This is a genomic window from Bacillus sp. BSL6, from assembly GCF_052928345.1.
Window position 1 is genome coordinate 25,794 of sequence record NZ_JAVGCW010000007.1, and the last position, 19,686, is coordinate 45,479.

Below are 19,686 nucleotides of genomic sequence, written 5' to 3' on the forward strand. Positions count from 1 at the left end.
CCCTTAATCCTATCTGTGCTCATATCTTTACATTATACTTTCCTATAAGAGCTTTCGCAATAACTTACAAATGTTCTCTATTCCATGATACTCACTCTTTTACTTCTTAATTCTTTTTACTATTTTGATTTCCCTTTACAATTATGTAAATTTCTCCACTTATTCCTTACAAAAATATGGATATTCTATTTTCAGTATACTCTTTTCTCCATATATACTCTAGGTTTTATTGTAAAGAAAGCAAAAAGCCTAACCCAACATTTGGATTAGACTGCTTGTAAAATATGTCTTGCTTCTTCTACATTTTTTTCAGTAGGCGGTTCTACATTTGCGAGTGGATACTTATGCCCAAGTGCCTCCCATTTATATACACCAAGCTTATGGTATGGTAGCACTTCAACTTTCTGAACATTAGACAGACTTTGAATAAAACTAGATAGTTTTTGTAGATCCTCCTCATTATCAGTAATACCAGGAACTAATACGTGTCGTACCCAAATCGGTTTATTTTTATCCGATAAATAACGAGCAAATTGTAAAATATGTTCATTTGGTTTTCCTGTTAATTTACGATGTTTCTTTGAATCAATATGTTTCAAATCCAATAAAACTAAATCTGTGTACTCCATTAAAATATCTAGCTTATTTTGGAATTCTGGTTCTTCAGAATAACAACCACCCGAAGAGTCAATTGTTGTATGAATTCCAATTTCCTTACATTTCTTAAATAATTCAATTAAGAAATCTAGTTGTAATAATGGTTCCCCACCACTAACTGTTATACCGCCTCCGGAAGCTTCAATAAAAGGAAGGTAACATGTCACATCCTGCATTACTTCTTCGACTGTTATTTCTTTTCCTTTACCGATCTCCCACGTATCAGCATTATGACAATATTGACAACGTAATAAACACCCTTGTGTAAATATGACATAACGAATTCCTGGGCCATCAACAGTACCACAAGACTCTACAGAATGAATTCTTCCTTTTACCATGTTACTTCCTCCTTTATTGAAACAGCCTCCCTCTGCTATTTATAAAATGCAGAGGGACACTTTTTTCATTTACATGCTTTCATGCATTGTACGGTTAATTACATCGATTTGTTGTTCACGAGTTAATTTAATAAAGTTTACAGCGTAACCAGATACGCGAATTGTTAATTGTGGATATTTCTCAGGATGTTCCATTGCATCCATTAATGTTTCACGGTTAAATACGTTAATATTTAAGTGATGTCCTTCTTTTACTGCATAACCATCAAGCATTGATACTAAGTTACGTACTTGTACTTCATCCTCTTTACCAAGTGCTTTTGGAATAATAGAGAATGTATTAGAAATGCCATCTTGTGCATCTTCATATGGTAATTTAGCTACAGATAATAATGAAGCTAACGCACCTTTTGTATCACGTCCATGCATCGGGTTCGCACCTGGTGCAAATGGTTCTCCAGTACGGCGACCATCTGGAGTGTTACCAGTTTTCTTACCGTATACAACGTTAGATGTGATTGTTAAGATTGACATTGTATGAACAGAATTTCTATATGTTTTATGTTTACGAAGTTTATTCATAAATGTTTTCACAAGATTTACAGCAATTTCATCTACACGGTCATCATTGTTACCGTATTTAGGGAAATCTCCTTCAATTTCAAAGTCAACTGCAATTCCATTTTCATCGCGAATTGGTTTTACTTTTGCATGTTTAATTGCACTTAAAGAGTCTGCTACTACAGATAGACCCGCGATACCTGTTGCCATTGTACGAAGAACATTTGTATCGTGAAGTGCCATTTCAATACGTTCATAGCTATATTTATCGTGCATGTAGTGAATAACATTTAATGTGTTTAAATATAGACCCGCTAACCATTCCATTGTCATATCAAACTTATGCATAACTTCTTCATAATCTAATACTTCAGAAGTAATCGGTGCGTACTCAGGACCAACTTGTGCTTTAGATTTTTCATCTTTACCACCGTTAATCGCATATAGTAATGCTTTTGCTAAGTTTGCACGTGCACCGAAGAACTGCATTTGTTTACCGATTCTCATTGCAGATACACAACAAGCAATCCCGTAGTCATCGCCGTAGTCAGCACGCATAATGTCATCATTTTCATATTGAATTGCTGATGTTTTAATAGACATTTTCGCACAGTAGTTTTTAAAGTTCTGTGGTAATTGTTTAGACCAAAGAACTGTTAAGTTTGGTTCTGGAGCTGGTCCTAAATTATCTAGTGTATGCAAGAAACGGAATGAGTTCTTTGTTACTAATGGACGGCCATCTAATGCCATACCGCCGATAGACTCAGTTACCCAAGTTGGGTCACCAGAGAATAATTCATTATAATCAGGTGTTCTTGCAAATTTCACAAGACGTAATTTCATAATGAAGTGATCCACAATTTCTTGTACGTCTTCTTCTGTTAAAGTACCATTTGCTAAATCTCTTTCAATATAAATATCTAAGAATGTAGAAGTACGTCCAAGACTCATTGCAGCTCCGTTTTGCTCTTTAATTGCTGCAAGATATGCAAAGTATAACCATTGGAATGCTTCTTGAGCAGTTGTTGCTGGCTTAGAAATATCAAAGCCATGAGAAGCAGCCATTTGTTTTAACTCTTGAAGTGCACGTATTTGTTCAGATAACTCTTCGCGTAAACGCATTGTATCTTCACTCATTACACCGCCAGTTAAATTTAAATCTGCTTTCTTCGCTTCAATTAAATGATCTACTCCATATAATGCTACGCGGCGGTAGTCACCGATAATACGTCCACGTCCGTATGCATCCGGAAGACCCGTAATAACACCTGATTTACGAGCAGCTCTCATTTCTGGTGTATAAGCATCAAATACACCTTGGTTATGAGTTTTTCTCCAATCTCTAAAAATACGACTAAGCTCTTTATCCATTTCGTATCCATAAGATTCACAAGCTTGTTCCGCCATACGAATACCACCATACGGTTGTAAAGAACGTTTAAATGGTTTATCAGTTTGGAAACCGACTACTTTTTCAGTCTCTTTATTTAAATATCCTGGTTCATGTGATGTAATAGAAGAAACAATTTTTGTATCCATATCAAGAACGCCACCGTTTTCACGTTCTTTCGTTGTTAAATCCATTACTTGCTCCCAAAGTTGTTTCGTTGCTTCAGTTGCTCCCGCTAAGAAAGATTCATCTCCCTCGTAAACGTTTACATTATTTAAAATGAAATCGCGAACATCAATCTCTGCTTTCCATTTTTCACCTTTAAAGTTTTCCCATGCGTTTTTAACATTTTCTAATACTTGAGTCATCCTAATCTCCTCCATTTTTGATTAGTACAGGACTAAGATTTTTTATATAACAGCTTACACACTTAGAATACTACTTTTTTACGAAAGTGAACGAAATAGTTGTGACATGTTTGTGAAACGTTGAGCAAACTACTATATACATAGTGTTAACTTCATTTTAAAGTCTTTAAAATTAACCCTTTCCTTAATTGTATTTTTTTGGTATTCTTATATACGAGTCCTATTTTGTAATATAAAAACAATACCCATTGTAGAGCTGTAATACTCTTATCTCCTAATCTGTTATAGTTTTTATAACAGAACAAAAAAGTGTACATATGTTGTACACTTTTTTGTTACCTATAAAATATCTCTTTTTCTATTTCCATCATGGAATCCACCACGACTGCCTGTTAATACAATTAATTGCTCTAACCCTTCTATATGATCACCAATAATTCGAAGTACAGCTGGTGGATGACCTATTTTAGCAAAATGTTCACTGGGTCGAATACGGTTCATCTTATCGACTTCAACACGACTTACACATGCAACTTCAAATCCTGAAAGAATAGCTTTCACTTGAGCTACACACGGTGCCAGTAAAGATCTATATCCAATTTCTTTCAAACACTTACGACTAAATGCATTCGGTACAGCGATAAGAGAGCCTACGCCTAGATCTTTTCTATCACAAGCTAAATTTAATGCATATTTAAATGCAGTTACAAGATGAAGCGGTACTCTTAAATCTAAATAATGATTTAGATCATTTAATGCAACATCTGTTCCATCTGCAATAGCTTTCGCAAAAGGATATAACTCACTCGCTGGAATAACAAAATCGCCGTCTATAAATAATACAATTTCTCCTTTTGCGAAATACGTTCCAAGTGAGCGCCCCACATCATTTCCGAGTGCTTCTTTATATACGATTGTCGTTGCTCCCTTTTCTTTTGCAATCGTTGCTGTTTGATCAGACGAACCATTTACAACAACGATAATTTCAAAAGGTTCAATTTTGCGAAGTTCTTCTATAACGTTTCCAATTGTTTTCTCTTCATCTTGTACAGGAATAATGACCGATAATTGCTTTCCCTTATACAAATTCGATGTAACGCCCCATCCTTGATAAAAATCTTCAAAATCTAAAGTATGATAGACACTATCTCTTTTCCTATTTCCATCATAATACCCTCCGCGCTCATCGCTACCTACTATTCGCTCCGCTACAGCTTCTATATGGTCACCTATCATCCGTTTTTCAGAATGAGAAAGACCCGTGCCATACGCAGCATGCTCGGTCGGCCGAAATTTATTTGGTGTAATAACGTCAATTGCACAATGTCGACTAATTCTCCATTTGCTTTGAACAAGACGTAAATGAGCGACAATAGGATTAACAAAACATTCATACCCAATGCTTTGAACAACTTCTTTCGTCAACGCATGAGGTACAGATAATAAAGAGTCAATTTTTAACTCCTCACTCTCTAACATTGCATTTAATATTTGGCGCCACACTGTCACTGAGTGCGGTTTTTGTTTCTTTAAAAATAATGCATCCAAATTATTTAAAACGATGTCGGCCTGATCATGTAAAATTGGATTTAGGAATAATTGTAACTTTGAAGTTTGAATAACAAAATCTCCATCTATAAATAGTAATACATCACCTATCGCGTGTTTTGCGCCAACTGCACGGCCCACATCATTCCCCAGTAGCTCTGTATACTTAATTACTTTACACCCTAAACGATCAGCAACCTCTTCTGTACCATCGTTACAACCGTTTGCTACTACAATAATCTCTACTGGATTTAATCCTTTTGCCGATTGAATAACGTCTGAAATCGTATCCACTTCATTACATACAGGTATAATAATCGATAGTGACTTAGCCATTGTTTTCTTCACGAAACCATTTAATAGTTTCTTTCAACCCTTGTTCCCACGTTACTTTCGCTTGAAATTGAACAAGTTCTCTTAATTTCGTTACATCTGGTCTTCTATTTGGAATTTCTTCAAAGCCATGTGGATATACCTCTTCGAAAGGAACTTGAACAATTTTTGAAGAAGAATTCGTTAATTTTTTTATTACTGCTGCTACTTCTTTTATACTCTTTTCATTCTCAGAACCTATATTAATAATCTCACCATTTACCTTCTCATCCATTGCTCGAATCGTTGCCTCTACCGCATCACTTACATACGTAAAACAACGTGTCTGCTTTCCATCTCCATATACGAGAATGTCTTCTCCTCGCAGTGCTGCGCGAATAAATCGTGGGATTACCCCTGCATACGGACCATCTTTCGCTCTTGGACCATAAATATTAAAATAACGAACAATCGTTACAGGTAAACCTTCTAAAGCGTATCCTAAACATAATGTTTCTTCTAACGTTTTACAAATTGCATAACTCCAACGTATTTTAGAGGTTGCACCGTATAATCGATCTCCTTCTTCAGAAAAGGGCGGCTTTGCCTTACCATATACTTCTGAAGTAGACGCAAAAACTACTTTCTTCTTTCCTTTTAGCGCTGCTTGTAAAATGTTTCTCGTTCCATCAAAATTCGTTTCAATAAGCTCTATACTCTTTTCCATTGTCGTTTTCACACCTAAAATTGCTGCTAAATGAAACACTACATCATGTTGATTTACTAATTCATAAATAGAATTTTTATCTAAAACACTTATTGGAATAACCCGAATTTCTTTCATTAACTCATCATGATATTTATTTTTCCCTTTATAGAAGTTATCAACGATAGTGACATCATAACCTCTTTTCACCAGCTCTTCAGCTAAATGCGATCCAATAAATCCTGCTCCACCTGTAATTAAACATTTCTTACTCATACACTCACCTTCTTTATAATTCCACGTGTATCTACGACTTGCTTTATCCCTTTAAAAACCTTCCAATCGATATTAGAGTGATCTGTTAAAATTAAAATACAATCCGCTTGTTTAACGACTTGTTCATCCAAAGAAACAGATTGATACACCTTATCTCCAAATTTTGCAGAAGAAATATATGGATCGTGATACGCTATCTCATATCCTGCTTTTATTAACAATTCAATAATTGGTAACGCTGGCGATTCTCTTAAGTCATTTACATCTTTTTTATATGCAATCCCTACAATTAAAACCGTTGCAGGTGATTGCACCACACCTTTTACTTTCCGGACCACTTTCTCTGGCATTTCCTCATTAATTACATGTGCCGCCTCAATTAATTGACTAATTGCTCCATTCTTTTTTATTCTCCACTGGAAATATAAAGGATCTACCGGAATACAGTGTCCCCCTATCCCTGGTCCTGGCCAATACGGCGTAAATCCAAACGGTTTTGTAGATGCCGCTTCAAGTGCCTCATAAAAATCAATTCCTAAACTTTCACATAGTGTATTTAACTCATTTACTAATGAAATATTGACTAAGCGCTGAATATTTTCAAATAGCTTACACATTTCTGCTACTTTTGGAGAGCTAACTGGAACAACTACATCAAATATAGTGCTATACAAAGCCTGTACTTTTTGTTTACACATTTCTGTTTGTCCACTAATGACTTTTGGAATCGTTTGAACTGAATATTGACTATTAGCCGGGTCAATTCTCTCAGGAGAATACCCAATATAGAAATCTTCTCCTACCTTTTTTCCTGTTTGAGAAATAATCGGTATAATAACTTCCTCGAGCGTACCTGGATATGTGGAACTTTCGAAAATGAAGGTTTGTCCTTTTTGAAGGTTTTGTTGTATATAATGCGAAGCTGAAATGAGGGCACTTAAGTCTGGTTCTCTTTGTTCATTAATTGGAGTTGGGACAGTGACAATAACGTAATCACTATTTTGAAAATCAGCAATACCTTGATCCGGTGTATTGACTATTAATTTTTTTCTAGTCAATAAACTTTGTAACAATTTAGAAGAAACATCTGGAATATAACTTTCTCCCTGTATAATTGATTCTATTTTTCTAGTATCTTTATCTAATCCAAGCACTGTATGTCCTCTCTCTGCAAAATGAACTGCCAAAGGAAGACCAACATATCCTAATCCGATAATGGCAACTGTACTACTAACATTCATCTGTATTCTCTTCTTCCTTTCTCAATTGTTGAATGATATCTCTATTCCGCTCTCCATCTGTAAAACTCCCGCGCTCGTCTGTGGATTGCAATAAATATGCAATCGCCTCAAGTTGATCACCGAAAATACGATCAAATGCTGGAATACGCCCATTTACAAATCCATGTTGCTCTGGGCGTACTCGATTTGTTTTTATGACATCTACAAAGTCTACCGCTGTAATAGAAAATCCCTCCAAAATAGCTTTCATTTGAGCGAGTGGTGGAATGATAAGAGAATCATATCCGATTTTCTCTATTACCTTTTTATGCATAGCATGTGGTACTGCCGTTAATGAGTTATTCCATAAATCTGGTCGTTTCGCTACCAAATTCACAAAATATTTTCCCATGCTAATTGGGTCTGCCGGATGAAACATATCTAATAAACACTGTAAATCATTCAATGCCACATCATTTCCATCTTCGATAGCATGTAAAAATGGAATTAGTTTTTCCCCTGGAATAACAAAATCACCATCGACAAATAAACAAATATCGGCCGTAGCATGCATAGCTCCTATCGCTCGGGCTACATTATGTCCAAGCGCTTCCTCAAATTCAATAACAATGACATTCTCTAGCTTTGCTTGTTTAACTGTCTCAACGTCCGCTCCATTCGCAACAACTATAATTTCATCTACACCTGATTTTTTCACTTCTTGTATAACAGATCTTATAGTCATCTTTTCTTCTGATACTGGGATAATTGCACTATATTTCGCTTTTTTCTTTTGTAATAAAACTGGTTTATACTTTCCTATAAACTCTCTATCCCTATTTCCTTCCGAAAAGCCACCACGCTTACCATATATTTCGATTACGTATTGCAAAGCACGTAAATGATCCCCCATAATACGACTAGTCGCTTTCGGATAAGGAGAGCCAGGTGATGTACCACTATGAACGGGACGCACTTTATTTGTATGAATGACATCGACAGAAGCCATATCAACAATATCTACTCCTCTAGACATCGCTATCGCTTGAAATAGTGCTGGATCCGCTAAATTCCACCAACCAAACTTTTGAATAACTTCCCTACTCATTGCATGCGGAATTGCGATTAAAGATCCAACAACAAGCTCTTTTTTATTCAAATAACGATTCAACATAAATTTGCCAACTGTCGTATAATGCGGTCTCATCTTTAAATAAACAGACCATGTTAAATTATTCACAACAATTTGGTGACCTTGCTGAATGCCTTTTATAAAACGTTGTAGCTCTTTATTATCAATGACGATATCACCGTCTAAAAACAAAACAATGTCGCCTTTCGCTTCTCTTGCACCAATTGCCCGTCCAACATCATTACCAAGAGAATATTTATAATAAATGACATGGCAATGATGTTGTAAGGCTATTTCTTTTGTTTCGTCTGTCGATCCATTATCTACTACGATAATTTCATATGGTTTCAATTTCTCCACTTCTACTAAAACTTGTGATAAAGTACTCGCTTCATTATGCACTGGAATAATAACTGATACCCTCATACTTGTACCACGCTTACCCTTCCAAGCGAACATAAGAAATGATAGGAATACGTACAACTACATCTTCCGGTGGTCCATAAGAAGGAGAAGTACGAACACTTACTGCCCCGTCTGTCACAGATAACAGAATACCTGCAACAATTTCGGCCGCTGTCACAACTTGCACTAGCTCACCAACATGATTACGTAATTCTTCAGTAAATAACATATATAAGTCTCCTTTCTTACGCTTCTTTAATTGATATAATACTTGTAAATGGTAATAAAACTTCTGTTCCTATTCCTTCTTGCAGTGTTAAGAAATCATCACCAACTGCTACAATTACACCTGTTAACTGTCCAACTGTCACCGTAATTTCTACATTTTTACCTAAATACTGCTCTGCAATTTCTTTAAAAGGTGATGTATTACATTCTTTTAAAATGTTACAAATAATAGATTGAAATCTACTTGATTCAATAAATTCTTCCGTAGCTTGCTTGGAGTTTCTTTGGATAAACCTCGCGAAGTTTTGCGAAAACAAAAGTCGTTCCATAGCAGGCAATAACTTATTATCTAAAAAATAATCTAATTGTCTATTAAACAATCTCGATAACTTTTTCCAATACTTACCGAATAAACACATACACTTCTCCTCCTATTATTTTTAAATTATAAAAATATATCCATACATCTTAATGTATACAAAGCAGACTCTTTTTGTGATAGGTAAGACATACATTTTTCAACGAAACAATATGTTCTAATCACATAAAAAAAAGACTACCTAAAAAGATAGTCTCTTACACTTCAATATTTCGTAACATCGTATAAATGTCATTATTCACTTTACCAAAAGATTTAATGTTGTTTTGAATGTTAGATAATAAAACAACATACACACTACCATTTTTACTAAATCCATTTAAACAGTTCCAGCCTGGCATTACACCGTGATTCGAATAACTTCCCGGGTCTACGTACCATCCAAACCCGTAATCTTTTTTTCCACCTGTAAACATTTGATCGTAGCTTTCTTTTGAAATCAACTTTCCAGAGAAGAGCGCTTCATTAAATAAATATAAATCATGGGCACTTGTATATATATCACCACAACCATAAAGTTGTGACATACTTGGAATATTAGGTGTTGTCATATTGTTATTTACTATTTTATAACCTGTCGATGGAAATCTTGTTTGTTCTAGCTCTCTACCAAAACCAGAATGTTTCATACCAGCAGTAGCAAAAATATGTTGTTTAATATACTCTTCTAACGGTTGTCCGCTTACCTTCTCAGCAATATAGGCAAGTATCGAATAGTTAGAATCGGAATACTTCCATTTCTCTCCTGGACTTCCAATACGCTTTTGCTTTCCTATTCGTTTTATCAATTCTTCATGAGAGATATCCTCTGTTCCCTGCTCGTACTCTGGAATTCCTGATGTATGTGTTAGTAAATGTTTTAACTGAATGCCATTACCTTGAGGGAAATCTGGAATATACTTCGCAATCGTATCCTCTACATTTAACTTATTTTGATCTTTTAATTGCATAATAGCAGTCGCTACAAAAGCCTTTGAAATAGAACCAATATAAAAAGTTGTCTCTGAATTATTCGGTACTTGTTTCTCTTTATTCGCCATACCGTATCCTTTATTCAAAAGAACCTTTCCGTTCTTCACAATAACCGCTGTCCCGCTAAATCCTGTTTTTTGCAAATATTGATCTAATTGAGCGTTTTCATTAATTTCTTGAGGTGGTCCCTCAGCAGGCTGTTCTGCAGCTTGTGCTTGCTTCACTTGTTCTTCCTGCTCTATTTGTTTTTTTGCTTCTTGCTTCTTTTTTTCTTCTTTCTTTTTTAGCTCTTCTTGTTTCTTCATTTCTGCTGCTGCTTTTAAAGTTTCTTCTTTCTTATTATGCGCAACAATTTTTGTATACATGAAATATACAAGTGAAAATAGTAAGACGAGAATGATTGTTCTTTTTATGTATACAATCGGCCGACGTGATTTCCCATTCGCATTATTTTTTTCGTGATCCATGATTACTTTTTTCCCCTTATTCACCAATAATTTAATCTCTCTACTAAAGATTTATTTTAGTAGATTATGGATAATCCATTCTATGTCATCCCTACTTTATCACGCACTGCACATATTACCAACCTATATGTATAAAAAAGAAAAAGAAAATTTACAAAAGTAAGATTCCCGTTAAATTTTTAACATAAAAAAAGAGGATATCCTCTAAAAACTGATGTTATCAATCTTTTTGGATATCCTCTTATCTAATTATTTATACGTGTTTTTTCATATCATCGGCAACAGATTCAACATTTGTACCTACGATAACTTGGACACTCGTGTTACTTAATTTCATAACACCTTTTGCACCAGCACGTTTTAATGCTGCTTCGTTTACTTGACCAGCATCTTTCACTTGTAAGCGTAGACGTGTTGCACAGTTATCAATAACTGTTAAGTTTTCTTTTCCACCTAAAGCTGCTACGTAAGTTTCACCAATTGAACCTGCAACTGGAGCTTCTTCGCCTTCAGCCATTTCCTCTTCATCTTCACGACCAGGAGTTTTTAGGTCGAACTTCTTAATTAAGAAGTAGAATACTACAAAGTAAATTGCTGCGTAAATTAAACCGATTCCTGCTAGTAACAATGGTTTTGTTGCAATACCGAAGTTTAAGACGTAATCAATTGCCCCGGCACTAAATGAGAAACCATCATGAATGCCAAGTGTTGTTGTAATGAATAGAGACAGACCTGTTAATACAGCATGAATTCCATATAGTACTGGTGATAAGAACATGAATGAGAATTCAATTGGCTCTGTAATACCAGTTAAGAATGAAGTTAATGCTAGACCACCTAACATACCTGTAACCATTTTACGTTTTTCTGGTTTAGCAGCTGCAATCATTGCGAAACATGCTGCTGGTAAACCGAACATCATAACTGGGAAGAAACCAGTCATAAACATACCTGCTGATGGATCTTTTGCAAAGAAACGTGCAATATCACCATGAACGATATCGCCTGCTGCATTTGTAAAGTCACCAAGTACGAACCAGAAGTATGTGTTCATTACGTGGTGTAAACCAATTGGAATTAATAAACGGTTTAATAATCCAAATAAACCAGCACCAATTGAACCTAAGTTCACGATACCATGTGCCACTGCATCAATACCACTTTGAATTGTTGGCCAAATTTGACCGAATACTAATCCTAAAAGTAACATTACGATTGAAGTAATGATTGGTACGAAGCGTTTTCCTGCAAAGAATCCTAACCATTCTGGTAGTTTAATCTTATGGAATTTGTTGTATAATAATCCCGCAACAACCCCTGCAATAATACCACCGAGTATGGCCATGTTTATTTTTGGCGTTAACGCCGCTGCTTTTGAAACCTTTGTCATTGTATCTGCTAATTTAGTTGGATCTACTGAACCGACTAAATCTTGAACACTTTTTAATTTATCATTTAACTCTGCTGCTGAATACGTCTTACTTAGAGCATTCGTTGTATTTTGTAAAACAAGATATCCGATTGCTCCGGCAAGTCCAGCTGCTCCACTACCGTCAACAGACAAACCGATTGCAACACCAATTGCAAAAATAAGTGCTAAATTATCAAAAATTGCTGCACCGGCCTGTGCCATAACAGGAATGTTAAATACGTCTTCTTGTCCTAAACGAAGCAATAATCCTGCTGCTGGTAGTACGGCAATTGGAAGCATTAACGCTTTACCAATACGTTGTAGAAACTGCAACATTTTAATTCCCCCTATCAAATTTATGAAATCGTTATCATTATAAGTACGCCTTAGAAAACGCTTTCTATTTACATAACCATAATAACATATAGTTGTATAGATGTGTAGTTTTTATTTTTGAATTTTTTATGGATAAATCTCCTATTTCCAAACTGTTATATAAAAGGAAATTTCTCCTTTTTCACTACAGAATATTCAAAACGAAAGACCCTCTATAGAACATGCAACTTTCGTTTTATCATTCCACTTTTTCATGTTATTATTTATTTCCGAGCATATCGGGAAAAGTAAACTTAGTTAATTCGAAATAGGAGCGTTGGTACTATGCAGTGCATTGAAACAAACAACTTACAACAGTTGTTAGAACAAGTAAAACCATATACGAAAAAAGGAAAGCTTGCCACTTATATCCCCGAACTAGGAAATGCCAATCCAGATGATTTAGGGATTGCCATTTTTCATAAAGAAACAGAATACATCCATGCTGGCAACTCACAAACACTATTCACTCTTCAAAGTATTTCAAAAGTAATTACACTTGCACTTGCCCTTTTAGATCGTGGTGAAGAATATGTATTTTCTAAAGTTGGAATGGAACCAACCGGTGATCCATTTAATTCTATTATTAAATTAGAAACGACAAGTCCTTCTAAACCACTTAATCCAATGATTAATGCAGGGGCACTAGCCATTACAAGCATGTTAGCAGGAAAAGATAATGAAGAAAAAATGGATCGCATTCTTCATTTCGTACGTGAAATAACAGATAATCCTACTATTAATTATTCTTCTAAAGTTGCCAATTCAGAATTAGAGACAGCTTACTTAAATCGTTCACTTTGTTACTATATGAAACAAAACGGAATTATTGATTGTGATATCGAAGAACTGATGGATTTATACACTCGTCAATGTGCAGTTGAGGTAAACTGTATCGATTTAGCGCGTATCGGTTTAATTTTTGCGATGGATGGATATGATCCATATAAGGAAAAACAAATTATCCCTAAGCATATTACAAAGATTTGTAAAACATTTATGGTTACATGCGGTATGTATAACGAGTCTGGTGAATTTGCGATTCGTGTTGGTATTCCCGCAAAAAGTGGTGTAGCTGGTGGCATTTTCGGCTGTGTAAAAGGAGAAATGGGCATTGGTATTTTCGGACCAGCTTTAGATGCAAACGGAAATAGTATCGCTGGTTTTAAAATTCTTGAACTTCTTTCTGCCCAAGAAGGTTGGAGCATTTTTTAATTTAGAACCATCCTGCTATACTAGCAGGATTTTTTTATTTCATAAAATCCTCAACTTTATCAGCTATCCGTCCCCTTAAAAAAACCGTACTGAAAGTTTCTCTATATCATGCATATTTGCTCCTCCCTCCTGAATAATATAGTACAACCTAGCGCTATATGTGGAGGTGTGAAAGATGAAACTAATATTTCAAATGGGAAAACAGCCTGTTCTTGAAAAAACAATTCTTCTTTTTATATTGAGTATTGTAGAAAGCTTAAAGCTAAAAGTTGTTTCACTCGATGAAGCTCACCGATACATATTCAATTTAGAAGTACTTGAACTATTAATGGATCGGAACATCGATGATCAAGTACTTGAACTTATTCATTTCGGAATGGGACTTGAAGACATTCATCATGTGCTTCCTGAAGAACTTGAACATACAATCGAAGAATTAAAGTGGCTTTGTATCCAAGTATTAAGTGAGTACAGTATGCACGAAGAATCGGAACAATTAATTGAAGATATACGTTAAAAAAAAAGCACCTATGTAGGTGCTTTTAATGTTTTTTCAAACTATTTTTATACGCTTCAATATTTACTGGTAGCTCTTCCTCTTCCAAAGTATGTTCATTTACATCTTTATGAATGAACGCACCTTTAGGTGGTTGGTGATCATGCCCTTTTTTCTTATGATCAAATGCTTTCCCGCGTCCCATACAAATCCCCCTTTCTTAAAAGAAATCCGTATTAGTATGGAGAAAAGTACGTCGATATATGCAATCCCTTGCTGTATTTCCAAGGAAATACTCGAACCTTGTTTTCTACTCTCCTTACAACAACTGATCTATCCCGATAAGAATTAATAACACGCCCGCAATAACCGTAGCCCATTTCCCTAAGTATTCTGCTAAATATCGTTTTCCTACATACGCAAAACCACTTATGCAAATAAAACTAAACACCCCAGAAATAGTTGCTGTAAGCCAAAGGTTCAAGTTTGTTACTCCAGCATCAAATCCACCTGCAATATTATTAATAGACAACGCAATCCCTAAAACAATTGCTTCTGAAAAACTAATTGTTTTAGAACCATCAAAATCTGCTTTTTCTGGATCACGTAAAATCCCCATAAGTACATTACCATCTTTAGAGCCTACGGTATTTCTTTGCCCCAAGAAAGGCTGGCACAAAATAAACACACCGATTATCCCTAAAACGATTGCTCCAATCAAGTTTGCTGTAAACTCTGAAATAAATAACGCAATCCAGTTCCCAAAAAATCCAGCTAATAAAGTAAATAAAAAACCAAAAAATGCGATGATAAAATTGTTGAACCACGAAATTCTAATTTTACGAATGCCATATGCAATCCCAACACCTGCATTATCTAAATTAGAAGCAATCCCAATTAAAAAAATTGAAAATAGACCTGCCGTACTCATAAATAGCCACCCCTTTTTCTCACTTTTCAATGCATCTTATGAAAATGTTGAGCAACTGTGCCTGTCTGTTTCATATACATGTAATAAATGCTCAACATTTTTTCAACAATAAAAAGGAGTGCCTTCGCTATGCCTAAAGAAAATCCAAATGAGCGGCTTAGTAGATTAATAAAAAAACTTTTAAAAGAACGTGCCTTATCTATGCGTCAACTCGGAATGCTTACAAATATTGATCCCGCAACAATCTCAAGAATTATGAATGGTAAACAACCGCCAAAACAAAAACACCTACAAAAATTCGCAGAATGTCTGCAAGTTCCACCCCAATTGTTATTCGATGAAATGTATCCGGATTCTCCTCACATTAATAAAGAAAAGACGGATATGTACACATCTCTTGATACCATTCAGCAAACGCTGCAATCCTCTAACTTATTCGATTTCGACTACACAACAACCCGCGTAAAACAAGAACTTGAAAACTATGAACGATATGCGCAAACAACAGAGGGTGAAAAACGTATTCATGAAAGTTTTGCAAGCAAGTTAGAACAAATTGATAGTGCTGGTCCTTTCATTGAACAATTAACGGATATGTATCAACAATTTTGCAATGAAACGATTTCAAAAGAAGAGCGTGCAGTTCTTGGCGGCGCATTACTGTATTTCATTTTATCGACAGATATTATTCCCGACTATCTCTTTCCAATTGGTTATTTAGATGATGCAATTGCTGTTGAATTAGCGAAAGAGAAATTAATTGAGCTAAAACGAAAGACATAGAAAAATAAAGAACTATTTCAGTTGTTTCTATCCAACTCTGAAATAGTTCACTAAAAAATCGTACAAGTATACATACCTGTACGATTTCAACATACTAATCTATTTTTTTCGTATGACACCATTCGTATATAAATGCTGTTATTACTTTTGTAAATTCAATTAACTGTTCTATTTCTACTTTCTCATTTATTGAATGAGCTTCCTCTAATGTACCTGGTCCGTAAATAACGGCCGGAATATGAAATTCACTAAACCAACCACCATCCGTTACCGTTGCAGACATATCTAAAATTGCATTTTTAGAAAGAATTGATTCGTGTACTGAGCTAAGCGTTTTTACAGCTGCATGTTCACTATCTATTTCTAAAGAAGGAAAAATTTCGCCACGATCCACAATCATTGATTCTCCGCCCCACTTAAATTGTGGTGGATTTTCACTTAGCCATGGATCAGCAGCTGCCACTTTCCCAATATACTCTTCAATTTCTTTTATTATTTGTTCATGTGTTTCATTCGGATAAAAATGTACTGTTATCCATAACCGGCACTCATCCGCAATAAATGCTGCATGTCTTCCGCCTTCAATAACAGCTGGATTAATTGTTGTTGTTCCAGATGGATAGCCTTCATATGTTTTCATGACTGCCCAATGACGCTCTAATTCTTGTAAACTTTGCACAATTTTCATCATTTTTTCAATCGCGCTCGCTCCGAATAAACGACCCCCTGCATGGATCATTTGCCTACGTGTTGCATCATGAAACGTTTGGGGGCTTTTCACAGTAATCCATCCAGTAATTACGCCCCCCTGTCCTTGCATATGTAAATCACTCGTATCCACTACGACTGCAAAATCAGCTTCATATCCCCTTTTACAGCATTGAAGTGTTCCCGCCTCTCCAACTTCTTCCCCAATTACGGATTGAAAGATTAAATCTCCAGGTAATTCAATGCCAGCTTCTTGTAAAAGCTGAATAGCAAATAGTGCCCCAGCCAGTCCCCCTTTCATATCTGCTGCACCACGTCCAACTAACCAACCATCTTTTATAAATGGCTCAAACGGATTCGTTTCCCACGCCTCATCTGCTGATATTTCCGCTACATCCATATGCCCATTAATAATAAGACTTTTATATGTGTCACTTTCTATCCCTTTTTTCACCCCAACAACGTTCGGGTCATTCGGATATACATCCCATTTATCAACACTAAAATTTCGTTTTCTTAAAAACTGTGCAACAAATTCTTGCGCCTCATTTGTATTTCTCGCCGGCGGTGCTGGTGTTTCAAAACGAATTAATGTTTTTGTAAGCTCTAGTAACTCATTTTTTCGTAGATCAATCTGTTCTAATAACTGTGCAACTTCTTCATTCATCGCTAATTCCCCTTTGCATACGTAGTATATTCCCAGCTTTATTTTCACAAAAAAAGAGACTGTTTACAATTTTACAGTCTCCAAATTAATCACTATTATAAACTTTCTATTTCTGTTGTCTTTGTCTTTTCAATATGCTCTAAGTTACCCCCCTTATTTCTTGTCGCACGGTAAAACAGTAAACAAACAATCATAAAGGGAATACCACAATACAATGCCATTCTTTGTTCTGGAATAAAGGCCATACCTACAATTACTGTTATATTTAATACTAACGCAAGCAGTGGAACGAATGGATACAGCGGTGTTTTAAATTTCAAGTCCTTCACATCCCCGCCCTGCTTTATATATGACCTTCTAGCTAATAAGTTAGATAGAGCAATAGATGCCCAAACTAATATCGCTCCGAACCCAGCAATGGAAAGTAACCATAAATAAACTGTATCTTCCGCATAAATACCTGATAGTAATGAAAGACAACCTACAATCGTACTTACAATCAACGCATAAATAGGAACACCATTTTTAGATAACTTACCAAAAATCGGACTAATCATTCCTTGATTAGACATAGACCATAGCATACGAGAAGTTGCATATAATCCTGAATTCGCAACGGATAATACTGCTGTAATAATAACGAAATTGATAATATCGGCTGCATAAGGAATACCAATTTTATCAAATACAACTACAAATGGACTTTCTATCACTCCTGCTTGTTGCCATGGGAATAATCCTGCAAGAATGAAAATAGATAATACAAAGAACACAAGTATACGCCAAACTGTATTATTAATTGCCTTCGGGATCGTTTTCTCTGGATTTTCACTCTCTCCAGCTGCAATACCAACTAGCTCTGTTCCTTGGAAGGAAAAATTAACAGCAATCATCGTAATTAAAATAGCGGATAATCCATTTGGAAACAATCCACCATAATCAGTAAAACTAGAGAACATTGGTGCTGGTTCATTTCCTTTCATATCTAGAAAACCAAACATCGCTGCCCCACCCAAAATAATAAATGCAATGATTGTAATGACTTTAATACTTGCAAACCAAAATTCAACTTCTGCAAAACTTCTTGAAGATAACGCGTTAATAGCAAAAAGTAGTACCGCAAACACTACGCACCAAATCCAAGACGGTACATCAGGAAACCAGCGTTTCATTAAAATACTAACTGCAATTAGTTCAATACCTATTGTAGCCGACCAGTTTAGCCACGACATCCATCCGACTACATAACCCGCTGCAGGGGAAATATGCTTCGTAGCATACGTTTGATAAGATCCTGCGTCAGGCATCGCAACAGCTAATTCTCCGAGACAGAGCATCGTTAAATACATAACAAATCCTCCAACAAGATAAGCTACAATCGCTCCTCCAGGTCCAGCTTCATGAATTGTATACCCCGATCCTAAAAAAAGTCCGGTACCAATAACTCCTCCAAGTGCGATCATAAATATGTGTCTGCTTTTCAATTCCCTTTTTAATACTTGGTTTTGATCCATCATACAAATCCCCCCTTTTCCCTTTGGAAACCCATTTCATGTAAGCATTTTTAAATTTTTTTATACGAAAAATAATTATTGAAAAGAGCAAAATACATAGTATTAATCACTACCTGTTATTAAAAGATCATCCCTCACCGTTATTAATAGCTTTTTATCAGCGATAGCTTGTCCTTCTACTACTTCTAATGACTCGATATACCCACTGATTCCTACCTTAATTTCTACTTTCTGTTTATCTATTGTTTCAATTAATGCTAATTTCTCCCATTCGTATACGTAAGAACTTTCCGTAACAAATAACTTCTCAACTTTCCCGTAACAAGGACTATACACGCCTTCTATAACCGTCTTCACTTTATACACTCCTCCTTCTTATTAATTGGTACTGAAACGTTGCATATCCCTCCTTTAGAGATTTCAACTATTCTTTATGCAAAATGCGTACCAATCTTAAATTCCTATTTAAAATAAGGGTTCCTCACAAAAAAATCTTCATAACCGCAAATTTTTTCTACCGTGTAAGAAGTTTTAAAAGGAAAATTGCAAAAAAATTTTGCGGTTTTATAAGAATTTTAATAAAATTATAAAAAGTCAGTCTTCATAGGGTGAAATGAGGAGAAG

The 19,686-nt window shown here is 35.5% G+C and carries 18 protein-coding genes; 3 read left to right on the forward strand and 15 right to left on the reverse strand.

What is annotated here, in order from left to right; translation table 11 throughout:
• Positions 1 to 266 precede the first annotated feature (266 nt).
• The 10 genes from pflA to nagE all read right to left on the reverse strand — a co-directional run bounded on the left by pflA (position 267) and on the right by nagE (position 12,709).
• Positions 267 to 998, reverse strand: coding sequence for a pyruvate formate-lyase-activating protein (pflA, locus tag RCJ96_RS21085; RefSeq protein WP_000238472.1), 732 nt, complete (start codon positions 996 to 998; stop codon positions 267 to 269).
• Positions 999 to 1,067: 69 nt separating this feature from the next.
• Positions 1,068 to 3,317: a formate C-acetyltransferase gene (pflB, locus tag RCJ96_RS21090; protein WP_074608196.1), complete on the reverse strand. Its 2,250-nt coding sequence runs from the start codon at positions 3,315 to 3,317 to the stop codon at positions 1,068 to 1,070.
• Positions 3,318 to 3,656: 339 nt separating this feature from the next.
• Positions 3,657 to 5,201, reverse strand: coding sequence for a glycosyltransferase family 2 protein (locus RCJ96_RS21095; protein WP_001129993.1), 1,545 nt, complete (start codon positions 5,199 to 5,201; stop codon positions 3,657 to 3,659).
• Positions 5,194 to 6,159 (reverse strand): NAD-dependent epimerase/dehydratase family protein, encoded by a 966-nt coding sequence (locus RCJ96_RS21100; protein ID WP_000037033.1) that lies wholly within the window; start codon positions 6,157 to 6,159, stop codon positions 5,194 to 5,196. Before RCJ96_RS21100 ends, RCJ96_RS21095 begins: the two co-directional genes overlap by 8 nt.
• Positions 6,156 to 7,400 carry a nucleotide sugar dehydrogenase gene (locus tag RCJ96_RS21105; protein WP_001103215.1) on the reverse strand — a complete coding sequence of 415 codons (1,245 nt, stop codon included), beginning with the start codon at positions 7,398 to 7,400 and terminating at the stop codon, positions 6,156 to 6,158. Before RCJ96_RS21105 ends, RCJ96_RS21100 begins: the two co-directional genes overlap by 4 nt.
• Positions 7,390 to 8,970 (reverse strand): glycosyltransferase family 2 protein, encoded by a 1,581-nt coding sequence (locus RCJ96_RS21110; RefSeq protein ID WP_139302791.1) that lies wholly within the window; start codon positions 8,968 to 8,970, stop codon positions 7,390 to 7,392. The genes RCJ96_RS21105 and RCJ96_RS21110 overlap by 11 nt, the downstream gene beginning before the upstream one ends.
• Entirely contained in the window at positions 8,951 to 9,145 is a 195-nt protein-coding gene (locus RCJ96_RS21115; protein ID WP_000899480.1) for a hypothetical protein, read from the reverse strand. Before RCJ96_RS21115 ends, RCJ96_RS21110 begins: the two co-directional genes overlap by 20 nt.
• Positions 9,146 to 9,161: 16 nt before the next feature.
• Positions 9,162 to 9,563, reverse strand: coding sequence for a hypothetical protein (locus RCJ96_RS21120; RefSeq protein ID WP_000335513.1), 402 nt, complete (start codon positions 9,561 to 9,563; stop codon positions 9,162 to 9,164).
• A 157-nt stretch (positions 9,564 to 9,720) separates the two neighbouring features.
• Positions 9,721 to 10,962: a serine hydrolase domain-containing protein gene (locus tag RCJ96_RS21125; RefSeq protein WP_416504607.1), complete on the reverse strand. Its 1,242-nt coding sequence runs from the start codon at positions 10,960 to 10,962 to the stop codon at positions 9,721 to 9,723.
• 253 nt (positions 10,963 to 11,215) lie between these two features.
• Positions 11,216 to 12,709, reverse strand: coding sequence for an N-acetylglucosamine-specific PTS transporter subunit IIBC (gene nagE / locus RCJ96_RS21130; RefSeq protein ID WP_000938883.1), 1,494 nt, complete (start codon positions 12,707 to 12,709; stop codon positions 11,216 to 11,218).
• A gap of 324 nt (positions 12,710 to 13,033) precedes the next feature.
• Here nagE and glsA point away from each other — a divergent pair, with 324 nt between their 5' ends.
• Positions 13,034 to 13,963: a glutaminase A gene (gene glsA / locus RCJ96_RS21135; RefSeq protein ID WP_001149849.1), complete on the forward strand. Its 930-nt coding sequence runs from the start codon at positions 13,034 to 13,036 to the stop codon at positions 13,961 to 13,963.
• Between the two features lie 175 nt (positions 13,964 to 14,138).
• Entirely contained in the window at positions 14,139 to 14,480 is a 342-nt protein-coding gene (locus RCJ96_RS21140) for a DUF3969 family protein (protein WP_000766603.1), read from the forward strand.
• 25 nt (positions 14,481 to 14,505) lie between these two features.
• On the opposite strand, the gene RCJ96_RS21145 is transcribed toward RCJ96_RS21140, so the two are convergent.
• Together RCJ96_RS21145 and RCJ96_RS21150 are read right to left on the reverse strand one after the other, a co-directional pair.
• The gene (locus RCJ96_RS21145) at positions 14,506 to 14,664 is read right to left on the reverse strand and encodes a hypothetical protein (RefSeq protein ID WP_000532409.1); all 159 of its coding nucleotides are present in this window, start codon (positions 14,662 to 14,664) and stop codon (positions 14,506 to 14,508) included.
• A 114-nt stretch (positions 14,665 to 14,778) separates the two neighbouring features.
• Positions 14,779 to 15,390 (reverse strand): manganese efflux pump, encoded by a 612-nt coding sequence (locus tag RCJ96_RS21150; protein WP_000100725.1) that lies wholly within the window; start codon positions 15,388 to 15,390, stop codon positions 14,779 to 14,781.
• A gap of 129 nt (positions 15,391 to 15,519) precedes the next feature.
• On the opposite strand from RCJ96_RS21150, the gene RCJ96_RS21155 reads away from it, so the two are divergent.
• Positions 15,520 to 16,173: a helix-turn-helix domain-containing protein gene (locus tag RCJ96_RS21155; protein WP_001123720.1), complete on the forward strand. Its 654-nt coding sequence runs from the start codon at positions 15,520 to 15,522 to the stop codon at positions 16,171 to 16,173.
• Positions 16,174 to 16,267: 94 nt separating this feature from the next.
• Here RCJ96_RS21155 and RCJ96_RS21160 read toward each other — a convergent pair whose 3' ends face one another.
• The 3 genes from RCJ96_RS21160 to RCJ96_RS21170 all read right to left on the reverse strand — a co-directional run bounded on the left by RCJ96_RS21160 (position 16,268) and on the right by RCJ96_RS21170 (position 19,419).
• Positions 16,268 to 17,548, reverse strand: coding sequence for an acetylornithine deacetylase (locus tag RCJ96_RS21160; protein ID WP_001001564.1), 1,281 nt, complete (start codon positions 17,546 to 17,548; stop codon positions 16,268 to 16,270).
• 95 nt (positions 17,549 to 17,643) lie between these two features.
• On the reverse strand, positions 17,644 to 19,065 hold the full coding sequence (locus tag RCJ96_RS21165; protein ID WP_242304625.1) for an amino acid permease: 1,422 nt from the start codon (positions 19,063 to 19,065) through the stop codon (positions 17,644 to 17,646).
• A 99-nt stretch (positions 19,066 to 19,164) separates the two neighbouring features.
• On the reverse strand, positions 19,165 to 19,419 hold the full coding sequence (locus RCJ96_RS21170) for a biotin/lipoyl-containing protein (RefSeq protein WP_000859492.1): 255 nt from the start codon (positions 19,417 to 19,419) through the stop codon (positions 19,165 to 19,167).
• Between the last annotated feature and the right edge of the window lie 267 nt (positions 19,420 to 19,686).